The sequence below is a fragment of the Pseudomonas resinovorans NBRC 106553 genome, assembly GCF_000412695.1.
Classification (GTDB): Bacteria; Pseudomonadota; Gammaproteobacteria; order Pseudomonadales; family Pseudomonadaceae; genus Metapseudomonas; species Metapseudomonas resinovorans_A.
This window is the reverse complement of the sequence record NC_021499.1, coordinates 3,512,566-3,538,866: the sequence shown is the minus strand read 5'-3', so window position 1 is coordinate 3,538,866 and position 26,301 is coordinate 3,512,566. Positions and strand designations below refer to the sequence as shown.

Here is a 26,301-nt window from a genome sequence, read left to right as displayed (position 1 = left end):
GAAGCCTTTACCAGATGCTCACGGGTGCCTGTTCAGACTGCCGCGGTCCCCTCTGACCAAGGTCCTCCGATGTCCACTTCACGTCCCTTCAATTTCCTGCTCTGGAGCGCCTTGCCGCTGGCGGCCATGGCGCTCCTGCTGGTGGTCGACGTGCCCCACCTCGATTTCGCCCTGGCACGTTTGTTCTACGACCCGCAGGGCGGCTTCATCGGCCGCCACAGCGCCTTCCTCGAAGACGTGCTGCACGACCGCGCCAAGCAGGCGGTGATCGGCCTTGGCGTGCTGGCCGTGGCGGGCCTCCTGATCAGCCTGCTGCCCACCCGACTGCGCCAGTGGCGCCGGCCGCTGGGCTACCTGGTCCTGGCCCTGGGCCTGTCCACCGCCATCGTCACGCCGCTGAAGGCGGTGACCGCGGTGCAATGCCCCTGGAGCCTCACCGAGTTCGGCGGCGTGGAGCCCTACTCGCCGTTGCTCGGCCACCATCCCTATGTCGACAAGCCCGGTCGTTGCTGGCCCGGTGGCCATGCCTCGGCGGGCTTCAGCCTGCTGGCCCTGTACTTCGCCCTGCGTGATCGCCGTCCGCGCCTGGCGCGGGTTGCCCTGGTGGCGGCACTGGCCCTGGGCAGCCTGTTTTCCCTGGGGCGCATGATGCAGGGCGCGCATTTCCTCTCCCATAACCTCTGGACCTTGCTCTTCGACTGGATGATCAGCCTGGTCTGCTACCGCCTGGTGCTCTATCGCCCGGCGCCGGTGGCCTTGCCATCGCCTGGGCCTGAGCTGGCCGATCCTTCCTGAGTTGACTACTGCGGGCGCCGCCGGAGTTCCAGAATCCGGTTGCGGCCCTGCTCGGCGACCAGGTAGCGGCCCGCCGCGGTCTCGACGATGGTCTGCGGCGAGCGCAGGTGGGAAAGCACCACCTCGAGCCGGCCATTGCTGTCCAGGCGCAGCACCCGCGCCATGTGGGTGGCGTCTTCGGTGATCCACAGGCCGTCGTGGTTGCAGAGCATGAAACCGGGTTCGCGCAGGCCATCGAGCACCACCGGGTCGCGCCCGTTGGCCGCCAGCAGGCGGACCTGGCCACGCCCCTTCTCGCTGTAATACAGCCGGCCGTCCGGGCAGGAGGCCACCGCCTCGGCTTCGTGCAGGCCGCGGCGCAATGTGGTCACGCTGTCGGTCTGCGGGTCGTAGCGCAGCAGGCGGCCGTTGCCGTGGAGGTCTTCCACCGCGTACAGGTAATGGCCGTCGCTGGTGAGGCCCTCGACGCTATCGGCGCTGAACAGTTGCCGGGTGCCCTGCGGGTTCATCCAGTTCACCGGGTGCCGGCCCTGTTCCTGGCTGAACGCCACGCCGCCCATGTAGCTCGCCATGCCGTCGGGGTTGGACAGGCCGGACTCCACCGCGCCGAGATGGCCGGTGGGGCTGTAGCGGAGGATTCGTCCCTTGCCGTCCTGATGCTCCTGGCTGATGTAGAGGTTGCCCTGGTCGTCGGGCAGCAGTGCGCTGACCCGTTCGATATCGCCCAGGTACAGGCTGTAGTGCCAACCTTCCCCGGCGCTGGCCGGGTACAGGTGACGCCAGGCGGGAACCCCTGCGCTCACCAGCAGGGCCAGGGCGAAGGCTGCCAGCAGCCATCTCGCGGCATGGCGGTCGAGGAGCAGCATCAGCCAGTCGACAGGCTGTCGCGGCCGCTTGCCGAAGGGCGAGCGGCGGACGGGAAGGGAAGTGGTCTCTGCGGTCATGGGACGCTCCGTCGCTCAGGGCGTCTGCTGCCATGGCGGGAATGGGGAGGCGCCCAATCTAGGGGAGAGGCTGTAGTGGCAGGATCAAAAGACTGTGAAAAAAACGTCAAATGACGTCTTTTTCGCGTACCCGCGTGCCTGCCACGGCTAGCCCTGGCGGCGACAGCCTGCGAACAGGTCCAGGCCGCCCTTGTACTCCTCAGTTTGCACCTGCAGCAGGCCCAGCATCGAGTGGAACAGGTTGTCCTGGCTCAGCGGTTTGTCCCGCGCCTGCTCCAGGCACTGGGTGTCCAGGGCGAAGTCCTCGCGGTAGCTGTCGGAGAACCAGGTGAGCAGGGGCACGTGCTTCTGCTGGTCGGGTGCCAGCAGGTAGGGCGTACCGTGGAGATACAGGTTGTATTCCCCCAGGGACTCGCCGTGGTCGGCGATGTAGAGCATGGCGGTATCGAGCTTGTCCTGGTTGCTGCGCAGCAGGTCGATCAGGCCGGACAGCAGGTAGTCGGTGTAGACCAGGGTGTTGTCGTAGGCATTGACGATGCTCTGCTGGCTGCAGTCGTTCAGGGCGTTGCTGGTGCACACCGGGGTGAACTTCTCGAAGCGCGAGGGATAGCGCTTGTGGTACTCCGGGCCGTGGCTGCCCATCTGGTGCAGGACCAGCACGGCGTCGTCCTTGAGCTGGTCGATGTAGGCCTGCAGGTCCTTGAGGAGGATTTCGTCGTGGCATTCGCCACCGCTACAGAAGGCCGGGTCCTTGCGGTGGCTGAGGTTTTCCCCGGCGACCCGGTCGCAGGTGCCCTTGCAGCCGGACTGGTTGTCGCGCCAGGTGACCGCAAGGCCGGCATGGCCGAGCACATCCAGCAGGCCCTCCTGGCTGCGCGCCTTGGCGGCGTCGTAACCGCCACGGCCCATGTTGGAGAACATGCAGGGCACGGACACGGCGGTTTCGGTGCCGCATGAGCGAACGTTGCCGAAGGCGATGAGCCCCTCCTGACCCTTGAGCAGGGGGGTGGTGTCACGCCCGTAGCCGAGGACGCCGAAGTTCTCCGCCCGCGCGCTTTCGCCGATCACCAGCACGGTGAGCGACTTGCGCTGGTGGGCCTGCCAGGCCGGTGCCTTGCGCGCATCGGTGCCGATCTGCCGCAGGGGTTCCTTGGCCACCACCAGTTGCTCGCGCAGGTAGCCGTAGGAGGCGTGCAGGTAGTTGCTGGGCACCACCAGCAGGCGCAGTTCGTGGTGATTGCGAAACAGGGAGGCCAGGCCCTGGTAGTTGAGCAGTGCCACGCCCGCCAGCACCACCATCGAGCCCAGCGCCAGGCCCAGCTTGCCGAGGAGTTCGCGACGCAGCGGCTGGCGGCGGACGGGCAGCTTCCACAGCAGCCAGCTGGGCAGCACGCCGAGGATGAGGATGAACAGCGCCATCTTGACCGAGAGCAGGTCGCGTACTTCGTTGACGTCGGTTTCCGCGACGTTGCGCAGCATGTTGGCGTCCACCAGCACGCCGTACTGGCTCATGAAGTAGGCCACGCCGGAGCTTGCGAGGAACAGGGCGATCAGCACCGGCTTGAACAGCCAGCGGAACGACACCAGCGCCAGGACGAAGTTGAACACCGCCAGCACCATGACGCCGAACGCCACGCGCATGCCGAGGCCATCGGCATCCGCCGGGACGATGGAGAAGATGTGTTTCCACAGGGGGACGTTGTAGAGGGAGAGCAGCAGCAGGCTGGCAAGGAAGGTGAGGCTTTCGGGGCGAAGTGAAATGCGCTGGAACATGGGATTGCCGCTCGCTGTGGGACTGCGTATCCGTCATGGACACGGCGCGGAGCTTAGGTAGGCGGCTATCAATAATTCGTTAAGAAAACCTCGGGAAAATGTTGGGTTTGTGAAGAGGTTGTCGGGGGGCTGTAGCGCAGGCTGCGGCGTCCTCCTCTCCCATCGGGAGAGGAGGATCGGGCGGAGGGCTTACTGGGCGGCCACTTCCGGCAGTACCGGCACGAAGTCCAGTTGCAGGCGTTCGCTGCTCCAGGCGCGGACCTGGTTGGTCAGCTCCAGGTCGTTGTTCAGCTTGCGGCCGTAGGAGGGAATGATCTCCTGCAGTCGGGCCTGCCACTCGGGGCTGCGTACCTGCTCCTTGAAGGTCTTCTCCAGCACGCTGAGCATGATCGGCGCGGCGGTGGAGGCGCCCGGCGAGGCACCCAGCAGGGCGGCGATGCTGCCGTCGGCGGAGCTGACCACTTCGGTGCCGAACTGCAGCACGCCACCTTTCTCGGCGTCCTTCTTGATCACCTGCACGCGCTGGCCGGCGGTGAGCAGTTCCCAGTCCTGGTCGCGAGCGCCTGGGAAGTACTCGCGCAGTTCATCCATGCGGTCGGCCTGGCTGAGCATCAGCTGGCCGATCAGGTAGGTGCTCAGCGGCAGGTTGTCCAGGCCGGCATGGGTCATGGGCCCGATGTTGTGGGTGGTCAGGGCGCTGAACATGTCCAGCAGCGAGCCGTGCTTGAGGAACTTGGTGGAGAAGGTGGCGAAGGGTCCGAACAGCAGCACTTTCTGGCCATCGATCACGCGGGTATCCAGGTGCGGCACGGACATGGGCGGCGAGCCGACCGACGCCTTGCCGTACAGCTTGGCCTGATGCTGGGCCACCACCTCGGGATTGCGGGTGACGAGGAACTGGCCGCCCACCGGGAAACCGGCGTAGCCGTCGGCTTCCGGGATGCCGGATTTCTGCAGCAGCTTGAGGGCGCCGCCACCGGCGCCGATGAAGACGAACTTGGCATTCACGCGGGTTTCGGCCGCGCCGTTGGCGAGGTCTGCCACGGTGACGCTCCAGGAGCCGTCGTCGTTGCGCTCGATGTCACGCACTTCGTGTTGCAGCTTCAGCGCCACCTTGTCGCTTTTGGTCAGGGAGCCGATGAGCTGGCGGGTGATCTCGCCGAAGTTCACGTCGGTGCCGATGGCCATGCGGGTGGCGGCCACCTTCTGCTCGGCCGAACGGCCTTGCATCGCCAGCGGGACCCACTTGCGGATCTGCTCGTGGTCCTCGGAGTACTCCATGCCACGGAACAGCGAGGAGTGCTGCAGGGCTTCATGGCGTTTCTTGAGGAAGGCGATGTTGTCGTCACCCCAGACGAAGCTCATGTGCGGCACGGCGTTGATGAAGGACTTGGGGTTGGCGAGCACGTTGCGCTCGACCTGGTAGGCCCAGAACTGCTTGGAGATCTCGAAGGATTCGTTGATCGCCACGGCCTTGCTGATGTCGATGCCGCCATCGGCGGTTTCCGGGGTGTAGTTCAGCTCGCAGAAGGCGGAGTGGCCGGTGCCCGCGTTGTTCCAGGGGTTGGAGCTTTCCGCGGCGACCTGGTCCAGGCGCTCAACGATGTCGATGGTCCAGCCCGGTTCCAGTTCGTGGAGGTAGGTGCCGAGGCTGGCGCTCATGATGCCGGCGCCGATCAGCAGCACGTCGACCGACTTCTCCGGCTCGGGTTGCTTGGCACAGCCGAGCACCGTGAGGCAGAGGAGGCCTAGGAGGAGTTTTTTCATGGGACTGTCCCTTTGCGGTTTCTCGAAAAGGGCGGTGCAAGGGCAAAAGTCGTGCCGGAATCAGGAGAAGGCCGTGAAACGATTCATCTGGCGGCTTTATTGGGCTTCAGTGGGGTGCTGGGTGGCGGGAATCCGCCCGGTCGGGGTGATTCGAGGGACTGGCAGGGCGGATTTCCGCCAGGCGATGGAGTCATGCGCATCGGCGGTGGATCACCCCCGATCGATCCGGAAGCGGCAGACCTGGCCCTGGCGCACCATGCATTCGAGGTGCGCTACCTCGCCGCCACCCAGGGCGCCGATCAGCGCCAGGTCGAGTTCGCAGACTTCCGGGTGGGCGGCCGCCAGGTGATGGAACACGCAGTTGTGGGCGACTATCTCCGGTTCGCCCCTGGAGCGCAGGATGATCTCTGCCTCGTATCCGGCCTGGTTCATGTGCTCGGCAATGCGCGTCTCGTCCACCACCTTGGTTTCCATCCCGGCGGCCAGCTTGCGGCCCAGTCCGCGCATCAGGCGCAGCAGGGCGTCGTGGCCGATGAGGCCGGCCACTTCGCCGATCAGCAGGTCGGCCAGCAGTTGGTATTGGCGCGGAAACAGCTCCCGGCCGTGCGCGCTGAGCTGATAGAGCTGCTCGGGGCGGCGGCCGGTGGGTCGGGTTTCGCCCCGCAGGACCAGCCCGTCACGCTCCAGCGCGGCCAGGTGCTGGCGGATCGCCGTGCGGGTCACCGCCAGGTGGTTGGCCAGTTCGTCGATGCTCATGCCGCCCGGCTGGTAGAGCAGGGCGCCGAGCAGGTCCTGTTGGGTGCGTCCCATTCCCTGAAGCATCGATTACCTCGTCAGAACTTGTCGGGGAACTGTTTGACCAGCGCGGCACCGAGGGTGTCCGCCAGGACCAGCATATGCTTGCGCATCGCTTGCCAGGTCATGGCTTCGCCGGCGAAGCCGCCTTTGGCGAGCTGGTCGATCTGCGCCACATGATGCCCGCCATGGGCGCCGAGCATGCTCACCAGGGCGTCTTCGGGCAGGTTGGGGTTGGCGTCGGAAAGGAACTTGGCGATGGCCTTGGCATTGCTGGTCAGCTCAGCCACGGCAGCCTTCTTGCCGGCGTCGTTCTTCGCCAGCGTGGCGTCGCTGTAGCCCTTGATGGCGCCCCAGTGCCCGGCCAGCAGTTTCAGCAGCTGGTCCGCCGCCGGTTGGCCGTAGAGCGGGGCGATGCTGCCCGCGATGGCCTTGGCGTTGTCCACCACCTGGGTGGCGGCGACTTCCGCCTGCTGGCGCTGGCCGGTCTGGTTGGCGACGGCGTAGTTCCTGACCCAGAAAATGTGTTCCACCCAGAGGTCGCGCAGCGCCAGGCGCGTGGTCAGCGCGGGGCTCTCGGCGCTGGCGCCGGTTTGCTGGGCGGCCGGGCTCCAGCTGGGTTGAACGAGTGCGACAAGCAGGAGTAAAGCCAGTGTCCCGAGTTTCATGACGGAATCCTCGCGTGGTGGATTGTCCTACAAAATCAATTAAAGCATAAAAAAATGCCATTAGTGGTTTTGTAGAAGAATCCGCCAGACGGCAGGCCTCAGGGCTTCTTGTGCAGCCAGCTGAGAAAGCCGCCTTTCTTGATCGCCTGGGGCTTTTGCAGCAGCAGGTTGCGGCTGGCCTGCTCGCGGAAGCCGCGCAGGCGGCCGAGGGCGGCGCGGACTTCGACCCGGGCGTCCAGGCAGCTGCGGATGGCTTCCTTGTCGATGCGGTAGAGCACGCAGGAGGAGAGGGCGGTGAAGCGCGCCTGGGATGGCGCGTCGCCGCCGATGCCTTCCTCGCCGAGGATTTCCCCGGGGCCCATGCGCCCGGCTTCCAGCATGTCGGCGCCATCGGGCACCGCCGCCGAGATCACCCCGGTGCCGATCACCAGCAGGCCGTCGGCCACTTCGCCGACCTCCAGCACCACCTGCCCGGCGGAGAAGGCCAGCGGCGCCATGACCTGGGCCAGTTCGTCCTTCTCGGTGGCGCTCAGGGCGCGGAACACCTTCACCTCCTCCAGCAGCAGGCGCGGCCGCGACCAGGGCTGGGGCGGGGCGCCGTCGCCGGTGGCGATGCCGGCCGCTTCCAGGTGGCGGTGGGCGAGGTCGAACATCAGGTTGCGCACCTCGGTCTTGTTCTCGCCGGTGCGGATGAATCCGCTGATCTCGTACTCCACGGCACTCAGGTCCGAGCCCTTGATCGCCACCTTGGGCTTGGGGTTGGCCAGCAGTGCGCTGACGCCCTGCAGCGTCCTGTCCAGGGCATCGAGCACCCGGCGTGGGCGAATCTGCGAGGAAACCTTGAGGCTGATGGAGACGCCGGTGAGCTCGTAGGGGCGGCTGAAGTTGTGCACCTTGGTCTTGGCCGCCACCGAGTTGGGGATCACCACGGTACTGCCCTGGCCGGTGAGCAGGTGGGTGGCGCGCCAGTCGATTTCCACCACCTTGCCTTCGGTGCCGTCGATGGAGATCCAGTCATCGAGCTGGTAGGGCTTGGTGGTGTTGAGGATGATCCCGGAGAACACGTCGCTCAGGGTGCTCTGCAGCGCGAGGCCGATGACGATGGCCATGACCCCGGAGGTGGCCAGCAGGCCCTTCACCGGCAACTGCAGGACATAGGCCGCCGCGGCGACCACCGCCACCAGGAAGATCATGGCCCCCAGCACGTCCTGCAACAGCCGGCCGGCATGGCCGATGCGCGGCATCAGCAGGCCCAGCGCCACGGTGACGGTGCGCGCGCCGAACAGCCACCAGCCGATTTCCAGCGCGGTGGCCACCAGGTTGAGGGTGGCATCCGGCCAGGGCGGCGGCTGCATGGGGTTCATGCCGGCGTTGATGATCAGTGTGCTGAACAGCACGAAGAAGCCCACGCGGCACAGCACCCGCAAGGTGCGTTGCTCCGAGGGAATGATGCGCCACACCGTCAGGTCGAGCAGGATCAGCACGCCGCTGAAAACCAGGGGGTGGTTCTGGATGAATGTGAGCATGAATTCCCTTCCGCGAATGCGCCGGTGTCACGTTAGCAGAGCTACCCACCGGGCCGATACGGGACCACTGGGCGGATCGCTGGCGCCATCGGCCAGGGCCCGTTGTCTGATGCTGACGAGTCCGTACTTGCAGGGGAGGGCCGGATGGCCAACCGGCTTGCCAGTGGTGCGTTGGCGTTGCTCACGGGTTGCCTGGGACTGCCCGCCCATGGCTGCCCGTCGGGGCAGTACGAGGTCTGCGTGAGCGGCTGCATCTGCCTGCCTGATGCGCGGGAGGTGCTAGGCCCGTTACCCGGGGAAGTGAGCCAGGTGGCCGCCGGGGCCTTGCAGCAATGGATAGTCCAGGCCCGCACGGATGCCCTGGCCAGCGGCGTGGAAGCGATCCCGACGGCCATCCGCGACCAGCTCGCGCCTTACTACGACGCCAGCCTGCTGGACGAAGTGCACTACCGGATCGGCGACAGCAGCGAGCTGGGCACCGCCAGTGCGATGCTCAACGACCCGGACGTCAAGGCCGTGACCCTGGTGGACGTGATCTTGTTCCGAGACCGCGAAGGGGCGTTGCGGGACGTGGCGCTCTGGGCCCACGAGTTGAAGCACGTGCAGCAGTACCGGGAATGGGGTGTGGAAGGTTTCGCGGCGCGCTATGCCGAGGACCCTGACAGCGTGGAAGCGCCGGCCTACGAGGTGCAGACGAAGGTGACCAAGGCGTTGCGGGCAAAGGGGGAGTTGTAGGGGCGAATTAATTCGCCAAGCAGGCCGAAGGCCTGCCCCAGGGGGGCTGCTGCGCAGCCCTTTGGCGATTGAAATCGCCCCTAAAGACAAGCGCGGGCTCAGTCGCGCTTGGGAATGCCCAGGCCACGTTCCACGGCAGGACGCGCCAGGAAGGCGTCCAGCACCCGCCGCACATTGGGGAAGCGCTCGAACCGCACCAGGTCGCCGGCTTCGTAGAAACCCACGAGGTTGCGGATCCAGGGGAAGGTGGCGATGTCGGCGATGCTGTACTGCTCGCCCATGATCCAGGCCCGACCTTCCAGGCGCTGCTCGAGGACGGCCAGCAGACGCGCCGATTCCTGCACGTAGCGGTCCAGCGGGCGCTTGTCCTCGTAGTCCTTGCCGGCGAATTTGTTGAAGAAGCCGATCTGGCCGAACATCGGGCCGATCCCGCCCATCTGGAACATCAGCCACTGGATGCATTCGTAGCGTCCGGCGGCGTCCTGCGGGATCAACTGGCCGGTCTTGTCCGCCAGGTAGATGAGGATCGCGCCGGACTCGAACAACGCCAGCGGGCGGCCATCCGGCCCGTTGGGGTCGAGGATGGCGGGGATCTTGTTGTTCGGGTTGAGGGAGAGGAACTCCGGCGACAGCTGGTCGTTGCGCTCGAAGCTCACCAGGTGCGGCTCGTAGGGCAGGCCGGTCTCCTCCAGCATGATGGAGACCTTGACCCCATTGGGCGTGGGCAGGGAATAGAGCTGCAGCCGGTCGGGCTGGGTCGCGGGCCATTTGCGGGTGATGGTGAAAGCCGACAGGTCTGTCATGGGAACTCCCAGTTGGATAGGGGGATGGTCAACCGTGCCCGTTGCCGGACGGATAGCTCAATCGTCGCGGGTCAGGACTTCCAGCAGTTCGATCTCGAACAGCAGGTTGGAATTGGGGGTGATATGCGCACCGACCTGGCGCTCGCCATAGGCCAGGTGGGCGGGGACGAAGAGTGTGCGCTTGCCGCCGACCTTCATGCCCATGAGGCCGATGTCCCAGCCCTTGATCACCCGGCCGGTGCCGATCACGCACTGGAAGGGCTTGCCGCGGCTGTAGGACGAGTCGAACTCGGTGCCGTCCTCCAGGGTGCCACGGTACTGGGTGGTGATCAGGGCGCCCTTGACCACTTCCTTGCCGTCGCCCAGCTGGATATCGGTTATCTGCAGTTCGTCACTCACGGGGTGTACTCCTAGGTTCGTTGGCCGGGCCCGGCCATTTGCGGGCAGCCTTTTCTCAGGAATCGTCGGTCCTGGCAAGCAAGGCGTTGGCCAGGGGCGCGCCGGCTCCTGGGTATGTCGTGCAACTTGCATGGCGGCCGGATGGGGGATCGTGCAGGACGCCCGCTCCCGACACCTGAAAATGCACGCCATGTTGCTGATTAACAAGAACTTTGCCCGATCCGTCGATTCAGGCACGGCAGCTGCTAGATACAGGGACCCGACCACGCTCACAGGAGTGTCCCTGATGAAGCTGCCCTTTACTGCCTTCTACGACGCATTTCCCAACCTCCAGGTTATGGTCCGGCCGCGGCCCGATGGCTCGTTGCTGCTGAGCCTGATCGGCGCCAACGGTGCGTCATTCTGCAAGGCCATCGACCGTGAGGCCCTTTACAGCGATGAACGTGTGCGCCAGGTGATCCGCGAGCTGCAGCGTGACATGAAGCTGGACGCGGGCGAGGTGCAGTGGCACGCCAAGGGCGTCGACTGGGTGACCCGCGAGTTGCCGACCTATGGTGGCGGTCCGTTGCAGGAGACGGCGGCCAAGACGCTGGTGGCGCGCCGCAAGCTGGAGCACAAGCAACAGGCTCGTCGGATTCCCGTGGTCTGAGCCGGCGCGGGACAGGGCAGGCGGCCCGCCCTGTCCCCGTGGCTCAGCCGCGTTTCGCTTTCTCGGCGAGTTCCTTCTGGGCGACGGCTTCATTTGCCTCGCGTTTCTGCTGTTCGATCTGGGCAAGGCGCTTTTCGTAGCGGTTGATGGTGCGATCGCCGCCGCCTGAGGCCATGGCCGAACCAGCGGAAAGGGCTACGGCCAGCAGGGTTGCGGTAGTGATAAGGTTTTTCATGGGATGTCTCCGTTTGAGATCAAGGGGTGGGTATCCAGAGCTTTGTCCGAATGCGGTACGGCCATCCTTGACGTGGTCCGTTGGCTGCCGTGGCAACCAGCGGGCCTGAATAAAAGACCCCGCGGCGAGGGGCTCGTGCCGGCCGGGGGGAGGCCGGGTCAGGGAGGAGCCGATCAGGCCTGGGGCTGCCAACCGCCACCCAGTGCCTTGTAAATGGCCACGATGCCGCGATAGACCTCGACTTCGGCCTGGGCCTGGGAGTCTTCGGCGGCCAGGCGTTCGCGTTCAGCGTCCAGCAGCACGAGGAAGTCCACGGTGCCCTCGCGGTAGCGCACGGCGGCCTGTTCAGCGGCGGCGCGGGTGGCTTCCGATTGGCGCACCAGCGAGACGAGGCGCTGCTGGCGCTTGCCGTAGTCGCTGAAGGCGTTTTCCGATTCCTCCAGGGCCAGTAGCACCTGCTGTTCGTAGTTGGCCAGGGCGCCCTCGGCGTCGGCTTCCGAGGCGCGAATCTGCGCGCGAACGCTGCCCAGGTCGAAGGCCGCCCAGGAAATGACCGGTGCCACGCCCCAGGCCCGCGCTTCGCTGGAACCGATCTGCGACCCGCGCCCGGCGGTGAAGCCGAGGAAGCCAGAGAGGCTGACTCGGGGGAACAGGTCGGCGGTGGCGACGCCCACGTCGGCGGTGGCGGCGGCCAGCTGGCGCTCGGCGGAGTGCACATCCGGACGCCGGCGCAACAGGTCGGCGGGGTCGCCGATGGGCAATGCCTTGGCGATTACCGGCAGCGGCCGGGGGGACAGGTCCACGGACAGCTGTTCCGGGCGTTGGCCGAGGAGGGTGGCGATACGGTTGCGTGCTCGCGCTTCCTCGGCCTGCAGTTGCGGCAGGCTGGCCTCGGTGGCGGCCAGGCGGCCGTCGGCGCGCAGCACGTCCAGTTCACTGCCGACTCCGGCTTCACGCAGTTGTTCGGTAAGGCCGCGGGACTCCTGCTGGTTCTTCAGGTTGTCGCGGGCGATGCGCTCGCGCAGCTGGGCGCCGCGCAGGTTGCCATAGGCGTCCACCAGCTCGGCGATCAGGCTGACCTGAAGCTGTTGCAGGTCGGCTTGGGCGGCGTCGGCCTGGGCCTCGCTGGACTCGATCTGGCGCTGGATGCGGCCGAACAGGTCCAGTTCCCAGGCCATGTTCAGGCCCAGGTCGTAGCGCTCGGCATTCACGCGGTCCTCGGTGACGCCCGGCTGCTGGCCCTTGCCGATTTCGGCGCTGGCGCCGGCGGTGACCACCGGCAACTGGTCGTTGCCCACGTCGTCGCGGATGGCACGGGCCGCCTTGAGGCGGGCGAAAGCGATGCGCAGCTCGCGGTTTTCCTGGAGGGACTGCTGCACCAGCTGGTTCAGGGTCGGGTCATCGAACTGCTGCCACCAGAGGCTCTCGAAGCGGGCGCGGTCTACCTGGGCGGCGTCCGCCGAGGCGAGCCGCGCGGGCTCGCTCTCGGGGGCCTTGTAGTCCGGGCCCACGGCGCAGGCGGAGAGGGCCAGGGCCAGCAGGGCGGGGGCGAAAGCCTTGTGCATCATGCGTGAACTTCCTTCAGTTGCTGGGCGCGAGCGGCCTTGCGTGCTTCGCGCTTCTCGACGAAACCGCGGATCAGGACATAGAACAACGGGGTCAGCAGCAGGCCGAAGAAGGTCACACCGATCATCCCGCTGAACACCGCGACACCCATGGCGTGGCGCATTTCCGCGCCGGCGCCGGAGGACAGCACCAGGGGCACCACGCCCATGATGAAGGCGATGGAGGTCATCAGGATCGGGCGCAGACGCAGGCGGCAGGCTTCCAGTACGGCGGCGACGCGGTCCAGGCCTTCTTCCTGTTTCTCCTTGGCGAACTCGACGATGAGGATGGCGTTCTTGCACGCCAGGCCCACCAGCACGATCAAGCCGATCTGGGTGAAGATGTTGTTGTCGCCGCCGGCCAGGATCACCCCGGTGATGGCGGAGAACAGCACGGTCGGCACGATCAGGATCACCGCCAGCGGCAGGCTCCAGCTCTCGTACTGGGCGGCCAGTACCAGGAAGGCCAGGAGCACGCAGAGCGGGAAGATGAACACTGCGGTATTGCCGGCGAGGATCTGCTGGAAGGTCAGGTCCGTCCATTCGTAGGTCATGCCGTTGGGCAGTTCCTCGTCCAGCAGCTTGGAGATCGCCGCCTCGGCCTGGCCGGAGCTGTAGCCGGGAGCTGCAGCGCCGTTGATCTCGGCGGTGATGAAGCCGTTGTAGTGCATCACGCGGTCGGGACCTGCGCTGTTCTCCACCTTGACGAAGGTGGACAGCGGGATCATCTCGCCACGGTTGTTGCGGACCTTCAGCTGGCCGATCTGCTCGGGCTCCAGGCGGAACTGCTGGTCAGCCTGGACGTTGACCTGGTAGGTGCGGCCGAAGCGGTTGAAGTCGTTGGCATACAGCGAACCCAGGTACACCTGCATGGTGTCGAAGATGTCACTGATGGCCACGCCGTGGGTCTTGGCCTTCTCGCGGTCGATGGCGGCATCCACCTGGGGCACGTTGACCTGGTAGCTGGTGAACACCGACATCGGGTTCAGCTCCGGCAGCTGGCGCGCCTTGGCGATGATGTTCTGGGTCTGCTTGTAGAGCTCCTCGTAGCCCAGGTTGCCACGGTCCTCGACCTGCAGGCGGAAGCCGCCGATGGTGCCGAGACCCTGTACCGGGGGCGGCGGGAAGATCGCGATGTAGGCGTCCTGGATGTCCGCGAACTGCGCGTTCAGCTCGGCGGCGATGGCGTTGGCGGACATCGACGGGTCCTTGCGCTCATCGAAGGGCTTGAGCGGGGTGAAGACGATGCCGCTGTTCGGGCTGTTGGTGAAACCGTTGATGGACAGGCCCGGGAAGGCCACGGTGTTCTCGACGCCCGGATGCTTGGAGGCGATCTCGGACATGCGCTTGATCACCGCTTCCGTGCGGTCCAGGGTGGCGGCGTCGGGCAGTTGCGCGAAGGCCACCAGGTATTGCTTGTCCTGTTGCGGCACGAAACCGGTGGGCGTGCTGGAGAAGCCCAGGTAGCCGAGGACCAGCAGGCCGACGTAGACCAGCAGGGCCACCGAACTGCCGCGCAGCACGCGGCGCACGGCACCGACGTAGCCTTTGCCGGCGCGTTCGAACATGCGGTTGAAGGGGCCGAACAGCCAGCCGCCGAACAGCTTGTCGAGCACGCGGGAGAAGCGGTCCTTGGGTGCGTGGTGGTCCTTCAGCAGCACGGCGGCCAGGGCCGGCGACAGGGTCAGGGAGTTGAAGGCCGAGATCACCGTGGAGATGGCGATGGTCAGCGCGAACTGCTGGTAGAACTGCCCGGTGAGACCGGAGATGAACGCGGTGGGCACGAACACGGCGCACAGCACCAGGGCGGTGGCGACGATCGGGCCGGTCACTTCCTTCATGGCCTGGCGGGTGGCGTCGATGGGCGACTTGCCGAGGCCGATGTTGCGCTCGACGTTCTCCACCACCACGATCGCGTCGTCCACCACGATGCCGATGGCCAGCACCAGGCCGAACAGCGACAGGGCGTTCAACGAGAAACCGAGCATGTGCATGACCGCGAAGGTGCCGATCAGCGACACCGGCACGGCGGCCAGCGGGATGATCGAGGCGCGCCAGGTCTGCAGGAACAGGATCACCACCAGCACCACCAGCACTATGGCTTCGAGCAGGGTATGGACCACCGCCTCGATGGAGCCGCGCACGAAGATGGTCGGGTCATAGACGATTTCGTAGTCCATGCCCTGGGGGAAGCCCTGCTTCAGCTCGGCCATGCGCTCACGCACGGCGTCGGAGATCTCGATGGCATTGGAACCGGGGCGCTGGAACACCGGGATGGCTACCGCCGGCTGGTTGTTCAGCAGCGAGCGCAGGGCGTACTGGCTGGAACCCAGCTCGACCCGTGCGATGTCCTTCAGGCGGGTGATCTCGCCGTCTTCGCCGGCACGGATGACGATGTTCTCGAACTCTTCTTCGGTGACCAGGCGACCCTGGGTGTTGATCGAGAGCTGGAAGCTGTTGCCGGCGTTCGACGGCGGGGCGCCGAGGGCACCGGCCGCCACCTGGCGGTTCTGCTCGCGGATGGCGTTGACCACGTCGGTGGCGGTGAGGTTGCGCGAGGCCACCTTGTTCGGATCGAGCCAGACCCGCAGGGAGTAGTCGCCCATGCCGAACAGCTGCACATCGCCCACGCCGTCCAGGCGCGCCAGCTCGTCCTTGACGTTGAGCGCGGCGTAGTTGGACAGGTAGAGCATGTCGTAGCGGTTATCCGGCGAGGTCAGGTGGACCACCATGGTCAGGTCGGGGGAGGCCTTGTCCACGGTGATGCCGATCCGGGTCACCTCTTCCGGCAGCTTGGGCTCGGTGCGGGTCACGCGGTTCTGCACCTGCACCTGGGCGTTGTCGAGGTCAGTGCCCAGGGCGAAGGTGATGGTCAGGGTCAGCCGGCCGTCGTTGGTGGCCTGGGAGGACATGTAGAGCATGCCTTCCACGCCGACGATGGCCTGTTCCAGCGGCGAGGCGACGGTTTCACCGATCACCTTGGGGTTGGCGCCGGGGAAGTTGGCGCGTACGACCACGGTGGGCGGTACCACTTCCGGGTATTCGCTGATGGGCAGCTGGAACAGCGAGATGGCACCGCCGATCAGGATCAGCAGCGACAGCACGGCGGCGAAGATCGGCCGCAGGATGAAGAATTGCGAGAAGTTCATGGCGTGCTACCTCAGCCGCGCGGGCCGACGGACGTTTTTTCGTTCCGCTCGGCTACGCGCGGGGCGTCGCGGCCTTCTACGGATTGGCGCAGGCGGGCGAGCTGGGCGAGGGTTGCCTCGTCGGCCATGGGGACCGCTTGCGGGTCGACCGGGGCGCCGGGCATGGCGCGCTGCAGGCCGTTGACCACGATCTTCTCGCCCTTGGAGAGGCCGTTGCGGATGATGCGCAGGCCTTCCAGCTTGGGTCCGAGCTCGATGCTGCGGTAGGCCACGGTGTTGTCCGCACCCAGGACCAGGACGAACTTCTTGCCGAGGTCGGTGCCGATGGCGTCGTCCTTGATCAGAGCGGCTGCGTAGGTGGCGCTGCCCACCAGCTTGATGCGGGCATAGAGGCCGGGGGTGAAGCGGCCGTCCTTGTTGTCGAACACGGCGCGACCACGGATGGTGCCGGTGCGCGGGTTGACCTGGTTGTCGAGGAAGTCCAGCTGGCCCAGGTGCGGGTTGCCGGTCTCGCTGGACAGGCCCATGTAGACCGGGCTGGCGGCTCGGGTGTCGGAGCCGGCCTTGCGGGCCAGTTCGACGTACTTGAGGAAGGCGCGCTCGTCAGCGTCGAAGTAGGCGTAGACCTTGTCGGTGGACACCACCGAGGTCAGCAGCGACTGACCGGCGTTGACCAGGTTGCCTTCGGTGATCTCGGCACGGCTGACGCGGCCGTCGATGGGCGCGGTGACACGGGTGAAGCTGAGGTTGAGCTTGGCGTTGTCCAGTTCGGCCTGGCTGGCGGCGACCGCGGCCTGGGCCTCGGCGGCGGCGCTGGTGCGGGCGTCGGCCAGCTCGGCGGAGATGGCGTTGCTCTGGCGCAGGCGCTCGCCACGGCGGGCTTCGTTGACGGTGCGGGTCTGGTTGGCGCGGGCCTGTTGCACCTGGGCTTCCAGGCGTTTGACTTCGGCCACGAAGGGGCGCGGGTCGATCTGGAACAGCAGGTCGCCTTTCTTCACGAGGCTGCCTTCGACGAAGGCCACCTGGTCGATGTAGCCGGAGACGCGCGGGCGGATTTCGACGGACTCCGGCGCTTCCAGGCGGCCGGTGAACTCGTCCCACTCGTTGAGGGGTTGTTCGATGACTTCGGCGACGCTGACCTTGGGGGCCGCGTGGGTGGAACCGGCATCCGGTGCCTTGCCGCAAGCTACCAGCACCACCGCCGCCGCGAGGGTCAGGGGGTAACGCCAGAGATTCTTATGAGTTGCTTCCATGGGACAGCTCCGCCAATTGGATTTATGAATGGGCGGAGTCTGCGTGCGGAGGCTGGACCAGACGAATCGAACACCCTGAAGGTGACTATCACTGGAAGTGATTGATCCGGGTGGATTTCGGGCAGGGTTCGCAGGAGCGAATGAGTTCGCTCCTGCGAAGAGCATGGAGCAGGCAATGGCTATTCCAGGCTGTCCGGGTCGCCGCAATACATCTGGATGCGCGAGCGCAGCCAGCGCTCGGCGGGGTCGTTGTCCTGGGCGCCGCGCCAGGCCATGGACAGCTCGAAGGGCTGGGTCGGCAGGGGCGGGTCCTCAGAGCGCAGGCCGCCGGCGGCGGTCAGGGCGGCGGCGGTGTAGTCCGGCACCATGGCGACCAGGTCGGTGCCCGAGAGCAGGGTGCCGAGGCCGTTGAACTGGGGCACGGCAAGCACCACCCGGCGCTTGCGACCGAGCTTGGCCAGTTCCTCGTCGACGAAGCCGCCCAGGTCACCGGCGAAGGACACCAGGGCGTGTGGGCGGTCGCAGTAGTCGTCCAGGCTCAGGGCGCCGGGCACCGTGTCGGCACGCAGCAGCCTGGGCCTGGAGCGGCGCAGGGTCTTGCGCTTGGCGTTGGCCGGCAGTTCCTCGGTGTAGGCCACGCCCACGGAAATCTCGCCGGAGGCCAGCAGGTTGGGCATCAATAGATAGTTGGTGCGGCGCACCACCAGCACCACGCCGGGCGCTTCGGCCCGCAGGCGGCGGAGCAGGGCGGGCAGCAGGGCGAATTCGACGTCGTCCGAGAAGCCGACGCGGAACACCGCGTTGCTGGTGGCCGGATCGAAATCGGCGGCGCGGCTGACGGCGGTGGAAATGGAGTCCAGGGCCGGGGAGAGCAGGGCGAAGATTTCCATCGCCCTGGCGGACGGCTCCATGCTGCGGCCGGTACGGACGAACAGTGGGTCGTCGAACAGGGTGCGCAGGCGTGCCAGCGCCGCGCTGATGGCCGGCTGCCCAAGGAACAGCTTCTCTGCCGCGCGCGTTACGCTGCGCTCGTGCATGAGCGTCTCAAAAACGATTAGAAGGTTGAGGTCAACCCTTCGCAGGTCGTTCCGGTTCATGGAATCATCCGTAATTAATGTGTGAAAGGTGCAATTCCCGCGACTGGTCGTCAAGGCTCACATCATCGCCGTTTATGACAACTATCAATAGCCACGGGTGGTTTTGTAGATAAAGCCCGGATAGAGTCCGTGGCTATGAAGATCCACAGGCGAGGTATGTGATGTCCCGCATGATCCGTTTTCACCAGTTCGGCGGCCCTGAGGTCCTGAAACTGGAAGAGTTGCCAACCCCCGTTCCGGGCCCGGGCGAAGTCCTGGTGCGCACCCAGGCACTGGGTGTGGGCTGGAGGGACGTGCTCTGGCGGCAGAACCTGGCTGCCGAGCAGGCTACCCAACTACCTTCCGGGCTCGGCTCCGAGATGGCCGGCATCGTGGAAGCCGTGGGCGCAGGCGTTGACGACCTGACCCCTGGCACCCCCGTTGCCAGCTTCCCGGCCAGCAGCCCGAGCCATCATCCGGCCTGGGGCGACCTGGTGCTGATGCCGCGCAACGGCCTGGTCGCCTATCCCGACGCCCTGACGCCGGAGGAAGCCAGCATCCATTACACGCCGCTGCTGATGGCCTATTTCGCCCTGGTCGACCTGGGTGGCCTGAAGCAGGGCCAGCATGTGCTGGTCACCGAGGCCGGGCATTGCCTGGCGCCGCAGACGGTGCAACTGGCCAAGGCGCTGGGCGCCACGGTCATCGCGTCCACCAGCTACCCGGAAAGTCGTGCTTTCATCAAATCGCTGGGTGCCGACAAGATCATCGTCACCGAAGAGCAGGACCTGGTCCTGGAGGTCGAGCGCTTCACCCAGGGCAAGGGTGTGGAAGTGGTGCTGGACCAGTGCGCCGGCCAGCAGATGAAGCTGCTGGGCGACGTCGCCGCCCAGCGCGGCAAGTTGGTGGTCTACGGCTGCAACGGTGGCAACGACACCGCGTTCCCGGCCTGCGCCGCGTTCAAGAAGCATCTGCAGTTCTATCGCCATTGCGTACTCGACTTCACCGGTTCTCCGGAGCTGGGCATCGAGACCAATGAGGCTTCGGTCAAGCGGGCGCTGGACCATATCAACCAGATGACCCGTGATCATCTGCTGAAGCCTCCGGTCGATCGCGTCTTCGCGTTCGAGGATTTCGTCGAGGCCAACCGTCACATGGAAACCTGCCCGGCCGGTGGCAGGGTGGTGATGAAGGTCGCCGACTGAGGCAGGCGGGGTGGACCCTAGGGTCCGCCCCGTTTTTGTCTTGTTTTCGAATGTTGGGCAGTGTGCCGCGCGAGGCGGTCGGGTCGATAGCCGGATCCTGCTGGATTATTGCCTGATTCTCCTTAACCGCTTCCTGGCACGAGACGAGTGGGCAACCCATGGGTAGAGTTGACCCATCTCCATGAAGGGTCAGAACCATGAATGCACAGGCCTTCCTTGCCACGCAGGAATCCGCTGTCGCCGCGCGCCAGCAGCAGGAGCTGGTGCACCTCATTGAACGATTCACCCGCGAGGATGGCCTGCTGACCAGCGCCATCCCCGGCCTCAGCCTGTACCGCACCAGCCAGCCCACCGAACCCGTGCATTGTCTCTACGAGCCGGCCATCGGCCTGGTGGTGCAGGGCCGCAAGAAGGTCCTGCTGGGCGAGGACACCTACTATTACGGCCCCTCCGAGTTCATCGTGGTGTCGGTGGACTTGCCGGTGATCGGCCAGGTCATCGAGGCCAGCCCCGAGGTGCCCTACCTCGGCCTGCGCCTGGACATCGACCCCAAGGAAATCAGCGCCCTGCTGATGGACCTGCCGATTCCCGCGGCCACACCCCAGTCGTGCCCGCGCTGCCTCTCGGTGAGCGGGGTGGGTGAGCCGCTGCAGGACGCCGTGCTGCGCATGCTGCGACTGCTGGACAGCCCCGAGGACATCCCCGCCCTGGCGCCCCTGGTGCGCCGTGAGATCCTCTACCGCCTGTTGCGCGGCGAGCAGTGCGCCCAGCTGCGGCAGATCGCCAGCAGCGGCACCCAGGGCCATCGCATCGGCCGGGCGGTGAACTGGCTGCGGCAGAACTTCCACCAGCCGTTGCAGATCGAGCGGCTGGCCAATGAGGTGAACATGAGCACCTCGGCCCTGCACCACCACTTCAAGGCCATGACGGCCATGAGCCCGCTGCAGTTCCAGAAGCAGCTGCGCCTGCAGGAAGCCCGCCGGCTGATGCTGGTGGAGGCCATGGACGCCGCCAGCGCCGGCGGCCGGGTGGGCTACGAGAGTCCATCGCAGTTTTCCCGCGAATACAGCCGCTTGTTCGGCGCGCCGCCACTGCGCGACATCGCGCGCTTGCGCCAGTCGGCGTGAGTCGGCCCCACCCGGGGCGGCCTGAACCACGCTTACTGCTTACCTGAGTGCCGGCCCGGTGTGCCCGGTCGGTTTCCCTTGAACCATCCAGATAGAGGTGGTGTGCCTGATGATTACCCTGAACCTGAACGGCAAGGACGTTGAACTCGACGTGCCTGCGGACATGCCCCTGCTGTGGGCCCTGCGCGACGTCGCCAACCTCACTGGCACCAAATACGGCTGCGGCATGGCGCTCTGCGGCGCCTGCACCGTGCACATCGACGGCCAGGCAACCCGCTCCTGCGTCACCCCGGTTTCAACGGTGGTGGGCAAGAAGGTCACCACGGTCGAGGCCGTGGCCGACGACCCGGTGGGCAAGGCCGTGCAGCGCGCCTGGCGCAAGCTCGATGTGGTGCAGTGCGGCTACTGCCAGTCCGGCCAGATGATGTCCGCCACCGCGCTGCTGCAAGCCAACCGCAAGCCGAGCGACGCCGACATCGACGCCGCCATGAGCGGCAACATCTGCCGCTGCGCTACCTACGTGCGGATTCGCGCGGCCATTCACGAAGCCGCCGGCAACCTGGCCTGAGGAGCATCGACATGGGCATTTTCGAGAAAGAAACACGGGCTTCCAGTGGCCTCCTCAATGTCAGCCGGCGCGGCTTCCTCAAGGGCAGCGGCGGCCTCGCGCTGGGCATCGCCTTCGCACCGCTGCTGCGCGGTGGCGAAGCCCTGGCCGCGCCAGTCGGCCCCTTCATGCCCAACGCCTTCGTGCGCATTGCCGAAGATGGCAGCGTGACCGTTTTGGCCAAGCATGTGGAGATGGGGCAGGGCAGCTACACCGGCCTCGCCACCCTGCTGGCCGAGGAGCTGGACGCCGACTGGAGCCAGGTACGGGTCGAGGGCGCGCCGGCCGACGCCGCGCTCTACAACAACCTGGCCTTCGGCCCCATGCAGGGCACCGGCGGCAGCTCGGCCATCGCCAACTCCTTTGAACAGATGCGCAAGGCCGGGGCTGGCGCCCGGGCGATGCTGGTGGCGGCCGCCGCCGAGCAGTGGAAGGTGCCTGCTGCGGAGATCAATGTCAGCAAGGGCGTGGTCAGCCATGCCGGCTCCGGACGCAGCGCCGGGTTCGGCGAGCTGGCCGACGCCGCGGCGCGCCAGCCGCTGCCGGCCGAGGTGAAGCTGAAGTCGCCCGCCGAGTTCACCCTGATTGGCAAGGAGCGCCTCTCGCGCAAGGACAGCGCCGACAAGACCGATGGCAGCGCCACCTTCACCCAGGATTTCAAGCTGCCCGGCATGCTGGTGGCGGTGGTGGCCTATCCGCCGCGTTTCGGCGGCGTGCCGAAGACCGTGGACGCGAGCAAGGCCAAGGCCGTGCCCGGGGTGGTGGAGGTGGTGGAGTTCAAGGACACGCCCCATGGCCGATCCGGCGTCGCGGTGCTGGCGAAGAACACCTGGGCGGCACGCCAGGGTCGTGATGCCCTGGTGGTGGAGTGGGACGAGAGCCGGGCCTTCAAGCTCGGGAGCGACGAGATTTTCGCCCGCTACCGCGAGGCGGCTGGCAAACAAGGTCGGATCGCTGCCACGCAAGGCGATATCGCCCAGGCCATGGCCCAGCCGGCGAAGCTGATCGAGGCGGATTACGAGTTCCCCTACCTGGCCCACGCCGCCATGGAGCCGATGAACTGCCTGGTGAAGCTGTCCGCCGGCCAGTGCGAGGTATGGAATGGCGAGCAGTTCCAGACCGTCGACCAGATGGCCATCGCCAAGTACCTGGGCATCCCGGTGGAGCGGGTCAGCCTGACCCAGCTCTACGCGGGCGGCAGTTTCGGCCGTCGGGCCAACCCGCAGTCGGATTACCTGCTGGAAGCCGTGGCGATCGCCAAGGCGGCCCGCGCCAAGGGGCAGGATGTGCCGGTGAAGCTGGTCTGGACCCGCGAGGACGATACTCATGCCGGCTTCTTCCGCCCGGCCTACCTGCACCGCGCGCGCCTGGCACTGGATGCCGAGGGGCGGTTGCAGGGCTGGCACCAACGGGTGGTGGGGCAGTCCATTCTCAAGGGCACCGCGTTCGAGGCGGCGATGGTGAAGGAAGGCGTCGACCACACGTCGGTGGAGGGCGTTTCCAACCTGTCCTACCAGGTGCCCAACCTGCAGGTGGAGTTGCATACGCCGGACGACATAGGCGTACCTGTGCAGTGGTGGCGCTCGGTCGGACACACCCATACCGCCTACGCGGTGGAAACCCTGGTCGACCAGGCGGCCAGTACCGCCGGCAAGGACCCGTACGAGTACCGCCGCGCCCTGCTCGCGGCCAAGCCACGTCATCTGGGCGCACTGGAGCTGGTAGCGCAGAAGGCTGGCTGGAGCGAACCGCTGAAGGCCGGCGCCGAGGGTGAGAAGCGCGGGCGGGGCATCGCCGTGCACGAATCCTTCGGGTCCTTCGTCGCCCAGGTGGCGGAGGTCACGGTGAAGGCCGATGGAAGCTACAAGGTGGATCGCGTGGTCTGTGCGGTGGACTGTGGACTGGCGGTCAATCCGGATGTGATCCGGGCGCAGATGGAAGGCGGGATCGGCTATGGCCTGGCGGCGGCACTGCACGGCGCCATTACCCTGAAGGACGGCGTGGTTGAGCAGTCCAATTTCCACGACTTCCAGGTGCTGCGGATGAACGAGATGCCGGTGGTGGAGGTGCACATAGTGCCGTCGGCGCAGGCGCCTACCGGTGTTGGCGAGCCGGGTGTGCCGCCGATTGCGCCGGCGGTGGCCAACGCGCTGCATGCGGCGGTGGGGCAGCGCCTCTACAAGCTGCCGCTACCCCGGCAGGTGCAGCCGGCCTGATGGGCTGGTGCTGATGGGGCGCGTCTGTCGGGGTAGTCAGGCTGCCTCGGCGCGGATCAGCTCACGCAGGGCCTTGCGCTCGGCCGCCGGAGTAGGGGTCTTGCGCACGGCCAGGCTGCCGTCTTCCAGGCTGACCACCACCTCGGTTTCGAAGTGCAGGCGGAGTTCGTCCAGGGTCACGTGCGTGACCTGATAGAGGTTGTCGCTGATACGAGGGTCGGCAGACATGGCGTTGATCTCGCTCCGTTGGCCGCAGGGCCGATGGAGCGATAGTGCAGCCGGGCAGTCCCGCGCGGAATTGAAAGGACGTGATGGTGAACATCATTCCCATCGATGCCTTCTCGCCGAACGCGCGTCAGGCCTGGGGCACGAAAGACGGGTCGGACAGATGCTGCACCAGCAGGTCGTGGACCAATCGTACCCGGGGCGATACCGGACCTTGCTGGGGACGGTAGATGAACATTTCCCAGGGCGGTGGCGCCTGGTCCTGCAATACGGGCACCAGGCGACCCGCGCGCACATGGGGGTCGGTCAGGTAGCTAGGCAGCTGACCGAAGCCGAGCCCCGCCAGTACAGCCGCCAATTCGTTCTCCTGGTCGTCGGTGCAGAAGGCCGCGTTCGCCGGCTGGATCTGCACTCCGTCGCTGAACATCCAGGGCCAGACGCGGCCGGTGTTGTTGTCGATCAGGGCGGTGGTCGGGACCTGGTGCAACGCCTCCACCGTTGGTGGCGTGCCATGGCGTTGCAGCAGCTCCGGGGTGCCCACCACCAGCAGCGGAATCTGTGCCACCGCACGGGCGATGTAGCGTCGGTCGCGGATGAAGCCGATGCGCACGCCGAGATCGATCTGCTGTTCCACCGAGTCGGTGAGGTGGTCGGACAGGCGCATGTCGAAATGGATGCGCGGGTGTTCCTGGGCGATTTTCGCCAGCACGGGAAGCAGGTAGCGCCGTCCTATCGATCGCGCCGCGGTGATGCCGATGCGCCCGGCCAGTTCTTCCTCTCGCTTGCTGCCATGGTCGTGGAACAGTTGATCCAGCCCCGCCAGGGCTTCGCGGGCCTGGCTGACGAGGCGTTCGCCGAAGGCGGTGATCTGCACATGGCGGGTGCTGCGATGGAACAGCGGCTCGCCGAACTGATCCTCCAGGTCCTTGATGGCGCGCGTCACCGTTTGCGGCGAGGCGCCCAGGCGCGTGGCGGCTTCTCGGAAGCTCGTGGTCTCGGCGGCAACGCACAGGATTCGCAGCAGTTCGATGCGATTGAACATGGCTTTAGTTCCATTTAGTGGAATTTCTAAATCCTAACTATTCCATTCTATGGCTTTAATGTCTTGCCGATACTGGCGCCCAGTTACCGGAATCGTACTGAGTCCGGGCTTCTCGGGAGTGCCATCATGAGCAACAACATTTCCACCAAAGTCGTTGTCATCACCGGTGCCAGCAGCGGTCTGGGCGAAGCCACCGCCCGCCATCTGGCATCCCAGGGCGCCAAGGTCGTGCTCGGTGCGCGCCGGGTCGAGCGTCTGCGGAGCCTGGTCGATGAAATCGAATCCGCCGGCGGCGAAGCCCTGGCGATCGCCACTGACGTCACCTCCGCCGAGCAAGTGGCCGCGCTGATCGACGGCGCGGTACAACGCTTCGGTCGTGTCGACGTCCTGGTGAACAATGCCGGGCTGATGGCCATCGCGCCCATGGATGAGGTCAAGGTGGACGAATGGTCGCGCATGTTCGACATCAACGTCATGGGCGTACTCCATGGAGTCGCGGCGGCGCTGCCGTTGTTCCGCAAGCAGGGCGGCGGGCATTTCATCAACGTCGCTTCGGTAGCCGGGATCAAGGTGTTCAGCCCGGGCGGCACCGTCTACAGCGCCACCAAGTTCGCGGTGCGCGCCATCAGTGAAGGTCTGCGCCATGAAGTCGGCGGCTCGATCCGCACCACGGTGATCTCCCCTGGCGCCGTGGATTCGGAACTCAAGCACGGCAGCTCCCACCAGGAAAGCACCCAGGCCCTGGGTGAGTTCTACAAGATGGCCATACCGGCGGAATCCGTGGCGCGGGCCATCGCCTACGCCATCGAGCAGCCGGCCGACGTAGACATCAGCGAGGTGGTGTTGCGTCCCACGCTTCAGGACTTCTGATCCCCGTGACCCGAAAAGGCGGCCCAAGTGGCCGCCTTTTTGCGTTTAGCGACTCAGGAGCACCGCCAGTTCGTCGGCTTCTTCTGCCCAGTCGGAGTCTTCCAGCAGGGCGTCGCGCAGGAAGGTGGCCTGGGCGCGGTTCCAGAAGGGCGCGTCGGCCAGGGATTGGCCCACAGCCAGCTTGTGGCCAGTGACGAAGCTGTCTATCCCGGCCCTGTCGGAAGGCAGGCCAAGCTGGTCGAAAAGGGCGCTGAGCGAGTGACGGCTGGTGTCCATGGTGGGCCTCCGCTGGGATCTTCGATGAGGGAAAAGACCTCCATCGACTATAGACCCTGCGCCGGCTGGGGCCCTGGGAAGGCAGCATATCGGCTACTCGTGGCGCGGGCTTGCGCCACCGGCCGACTTGGCTAGCCTCACTGAAAGTGAGCGGCCGGCGAGCCGCGGGCCACCTGCACGGGGGGCGAAATGAGCATCCGAAGCGAGCAGAAGCATTCCATGTGGGACCCGGTTGAGGCCACCCTGTTGGTTGCCCCGGTCTGGTCGCCGGTACTGTTCATCTTCCTTGCCCAACTGCTCCACGAGTTCTTCCAGATCAACTGGTTGTTCAATTCCAGCCTGAGCACCTTCGGCATGTTCCTGATCCCGGCCATCTCGGCGCTTCCCCTGATCCATGATTCGCCGCGTCCGCTGGTTGTCAGGCTTCTGTTGGCGGGCGGCTATTACCTGGTCGGCCTGGCGGCGATCTTCCTCATGTCCTGGGGAATGCTGCTCTATACCGGCTATAACTGACCCTGCCGTGGAACCTGGCACGAGGCCATGAATCAAAGGCTCAGGTCCG

At 66.1% G+C, this 26,301-nt stretch carries 25 protein-coding genes; 9 read left to right on the top strand and 16 right to left on the bottom strand.

The features are described 5' to 3' along the window. The first annotated feature begins 69 nt into the window (after positions 1 to 69). Positions 70 to 795, top strand: a complete 726-nt coding sequence (locus tag PCA10_RS15900) for a phosphatase PAP2 family protein (RefSeq protein WP_016493088.1) — start codon at positions 70 to 72, stop codon at positions 793 to 795. Between the two features lie 5 nt (positions 796 to 800). Here the strand turns inward: PCA10_RS15900 and PCA10_RS15895 are convergent, their stop codons facing one another. The 6 genes from PCA10_RS15895 to PCA10_RS15870 form a co-directional block, all read right to left on the bottom strand. After that, complete coding sequence (locus tag PCA10_RS15895; RefSeq protein ID WP_016493087.1) at positions 801 to 1,739, bottom strand: NHL repeat-containing protein; 939 nt, start codon at positions 1,737 to 1,739, stop codon at positions 801 to 803. Positions 1,740 to 1,886: 147 nt separating this feature from the next. Next, positions 1,887 to 3,512, bottom strand: a complete 1,626-nt coding sequence (locus PCA10_RS15890) for a phosphoethanolamine transferase (RefSeq protein ID WP_016493086.1) — start codon at positions 3,510 to 3,512, stop codon at positions 1,887 to 1,889. A gap of 189 nt (positions 3,513 to 3,701) precedes the next feature. Continuing rightward, positions 3,702 to 5,279 (bottom strand): malate:quinone oxidoreductase, encoded by a 1,578-nt coding sequence (locus tag PCA10_RS15885; RefSeq protein ID WP_016493085.1) that lies wholly within the window; start codon positions 5,277 to 5,279, stop codon positions 3,702 to 3,704. 210 nt (positions 5,280 to 5,489) lie between these two features. Then, entirely contained in the window at positions 5,490 to 6,101 is a 612-nt protein-coding gene (locus PCA10_RS15880; protein ID WP_016493084.1) for a helix-turn-helix transcriptional regulator, read from the bottom strand. Positions 6,102 to 6,112: 11 nt separating this feature from the next. Continuing rightward, on the bottom strand, positions 6,113 to 6,742 hold the full coding sequence (locus PCA10_RS15875) for a hypothetical protein (RefSeq protein ID WP_016493083.1): 630 nt from the start codon (positions 6,740 to 6,742) through the stop codon (positions 6,113 to 6,115). 98 nt (positions 6,743 to 6,840) lie between these two features. Further along, positions 6,841 to 8,268: a mechanosensitive ion channel family protein gene (locus tag PCA10_RS15870; protein ID WP_016493082.1), complete on the bottom strand. Its 1,428-nt coding sequence runs from the start codon at positions 8,266 to 8,268 to the stop codon at positions 6,841 to 6,843. Positions 8,269 to 8,412: 144 nt separating this feature from the next. On the opposite strand from PCA10_RS15870, the gene PCA10_RS15865 reads away from it, so the two are divergent. Next, positions 8,413 to 9,003, top strand: coding sequence for an eCIS core domain-containing protein (locus PCA10_RS15865; protein ID WP_016493081.1), 591 nt, complete (start codon positions 8,413 to 8,415; stop codon positions 9,001 to 9,003). A gap of 98 nt (positions 9,004 to 9,101) precedes the next feature. On the opposite strand, the gene PCA10_RS15860 is transcribed toward PCA10_RS15865, so the two are convergent. Together PCA10_RS15860 and PCA10_RS15855 are read right to left on the bottom strand one after the other, a co-directional pair. After that, positions 9,102 to 9,806 (bottom strand): glutathione S-transferase N-terminal domain-containing protein, encoded by a 705-nt coding sequence (locus PCA10_RS15860; protein ID WP_016493080.1) that lies wholly within the window; start codon positions 9,804 to 9,806, stop codon positions 9,102 to 9,104. 57 nt (positions 9,807 to 9,863) lie between these two features. Beyond that, the gene (locus PCA10_RS15855; RefSeq protein WP_016493079.1) at positions 9,864 to 10,205 is read right to left on the bottom strand and encodes an FKBP-type peptidyl-prolyl cis-trans isomerase; all 342 of its coding nucleotides are present in this window, start codon (positions 10,203 to 10,205) and stop codon (positions 9,864 to 9,866) included. A gap of 286 nt (positions 10,206 to 10,491) precedes the next feature. Between PCA10_RS15855 and PCA10_RS15850 the strand changes: the two genes are divergently transcribed. Continuing rightward, positions 10,492 to 10,854, top strand: a complete 363-nt coding sequence (locus tag PCA10_RS15850; RefSeq protein WP_016493078.1) for a DUF3509 domain-containing protein — start codon at positions 10,492 to 10,494, stop codon at positions 10,852 to 10,854. A gap of 43 nt (positions 10,855 to 10,897) precedes the next feature. On the opposite strand, the gene PCA10_RS15845 is transcribed toward PCA10_RS15850, so the two are convergent. From PCA10_RS15845 to PCA10_RS15825, 5 genes are all read right to left on the bottom strand, one after another. Continuing rightward, positions 10,898 to 11,089 (bottom strand): hypothetical protein, encoded by a 192-nt coding sequence (locus tag PCA10_RS15845; protein WP_016493077.1) that lies wholly within the window; start codon positions 11,087 to 11,089, stop codon positions 10,898 to 10,900. 173 nt (positions 11,090 to 11,262) lie between these two features. Beyond that, a complete protein-coding gene (locus PCA10_RS15840; protein ID WP_016493076.1) occupies positions 11,263 to 12,657 on the bottom strand; it encodes an efflux transporter outer membrane subunit in 1,395 nt (464 codons plus the stop codon). Further along, positions 12,654 to 15,842: an efflux RND transporter permease subunit gene (locus PCA10_RS15835; RefSeq protein ID WP_016493075.1), complete on the bottom strand. Its 3,189-nt coding sequence runs from the start codon at positions 15,840 to 15,842 to the stop codon at positions 12,654 to 12,656. The genes PCA10_RS15840 and PCA10_RS15835 overlap by 4 nt, the downstream gene beginning before the upstream one ends. Before the next feature lie 11 nt (positions 15,843 to 15,853). Then, positions 15,854 to 17,095 (bottom strand): multidrug efflux RND transporter periplasmic adaptor subunit MexE, encoded by a 1,242-nt coding sequence (mexE, locus tag PCA10_RS15830; RefSeq protein ID WP_016493074.1) that lies wholly within the window; start codon positions 17,093 to 17,095, stop codon positions 15,854 to 15,856. 179 nt (positions 17,096 to 17,274) lie between these two features. Continuing rightward, a complete protein-coding gene (locus PCA10_RS15825) occupies positions 17,275 to 18,192 on the bottom strand; it encodes a LysR substrate-binding domain-containing protein (protein WP_041770305.1) in 918 nt (305 codons plus the stop codon). 161 nt (positions 18,193 to 18,353) lie between these two features. On the opposite strand from PCA10_RS15825, the gene PCA10_RS15820 reads away from it, so the two are divergent. From PCA10_RS15820 to PCA10_RS15805, 4 genes are all read left to right on the top strand, one after another. Further along, the gene (locus PCA10_RS15820) at positions 18,354 to 19,376 is read left to right on the top strand and encodes a zinc-dependent alcohol dehydrogenase family protein (RefSeq protein WP_016493072.1); all 1,023 of its coding nucleotides are present in this window, start codon (positions 18,354 to 18,356) and stop codon (positions 19,374 to 19,376) included. A 197-nt stretch (positions 19,377 to 19,573) separates the two neighbouring features. After that, the gene (locus tag PCA10_RS15815; RefSeq protein ID WP_016493071.1) at positions 19,574 to 20,503 is read left to right on the top strand and encodes an AraC family transcriptional regulator; all 930 of its coding nucleotides are present in this window, start codon (positions 19,574 to 19,576) and stop codon (positions 20,501 to 20,503) included. Between the two features lie 109 nt (positions 20,504 to 20,612). Further along, positions 20,613 to 21,071, top strand: coding sequence for a (2Fe-2S)-binding protein (locus tag PCA10_RS15810; RefSeq protein ID WP_016493070.1), 459 nt, complete (start codon positions 20,613 to 20,615; stop codon positions 21,069 to 21,071). Positions 21,072 to 21,082: 11 nt separating this feature from the next. After that, positions 21,083 to 23,326: a xanthine dehydrogenase family protein molybdopterin-binding subunit gene (locus PCA10_RS15805; RefSeq protein ID WP_016493069.1), complete on the top strand. Its 2,244-nt coding sequence runs from the start codon at positions 21,083 to 21,085 to the stop codon at positions 23,324 to 23,326. Between the two features lie 36 nt (positions 23,327 to 23,362). Here PCA10_RS15805 and ptrC read toward each other — a convergent pair whose 3' ends face one another. Both ptrC and PCA10_RS15795 read right to left on the bottom strand, forming a co-directional pair. Next, complete coding sequence (ptrC, locus tag PCA10_RS15800) at positions 23,363 to 23,554, bottom strand: type III secretion system co-regulatory protein PtrC (protein WP_016493068.1); 192 nt, start codon at positions 23,552 to 23,554, stop codon at positions 23,363 to 23,365. A 127-nt stretch (positions 23,555 to 23,681) separates the two neighbouring features. Next, on the bottom strand, positions 23,682 to 24,593 hold the full coding sequence (locus PCA10_RS15795) for a LysR family transcriptional regulator (protein WP_016493067.1): 912 nt from the start codon (positions 24,591 to 24,593) through the stop codon (positions 23,682 to 23,684). A gap of 126 nt (positions 24,594 to 24,719) precedes the next feature. Between PCA10_RS15795 and PCA10_RS15790 the strand changes: the two genes are divergently transcribed. Further along, positions 24,720 to 25,463: an SDR family oxidoreductase gene (locus PCA10_RS15790; RefSeq protein ID WP_016493066.1), complete on the top strand. Its 744-nt coding sequence runs from the start codon at positions 24,720 to 24,722 to the stop codon at positions 25,461 to 25,463. Positions 25,464 to 25,508: 45 nt separating this feature from the next. Here PCA10_RS15790 and PCA10_RS15785 read toward each other — a convergent pair whose 3' ends face one another. Continuing rightward, positions 25,509 to 25,739, bottom strand: coding sequence for a DUF2789 domain-containing protein (locus tag PCA10_RS15785; RefSeq protein WP_016493065.1), 231 nt, complete (start codon positions 25,737 to 25,739; stop codon positions 25,509 to 25,511). A gap of 189 nt (positions 25,740 to 25,928) precedes the next feature. Between PCA10_RS15785 and PCA10_RS15780 the strand changes: the two genes are divergently transcribed. Further along, a complete protein-coding gene (locus tag PCA10_RS15780) occupies positions 25,929 to 26,252 on the top strand; it encodes a hypothetical protein (protein ID WP_016493064.1) in 324 nt (107 codons plus the stop codon). Positions 26,253 to 26,301 lie beyond the last annotated feature (49 nt).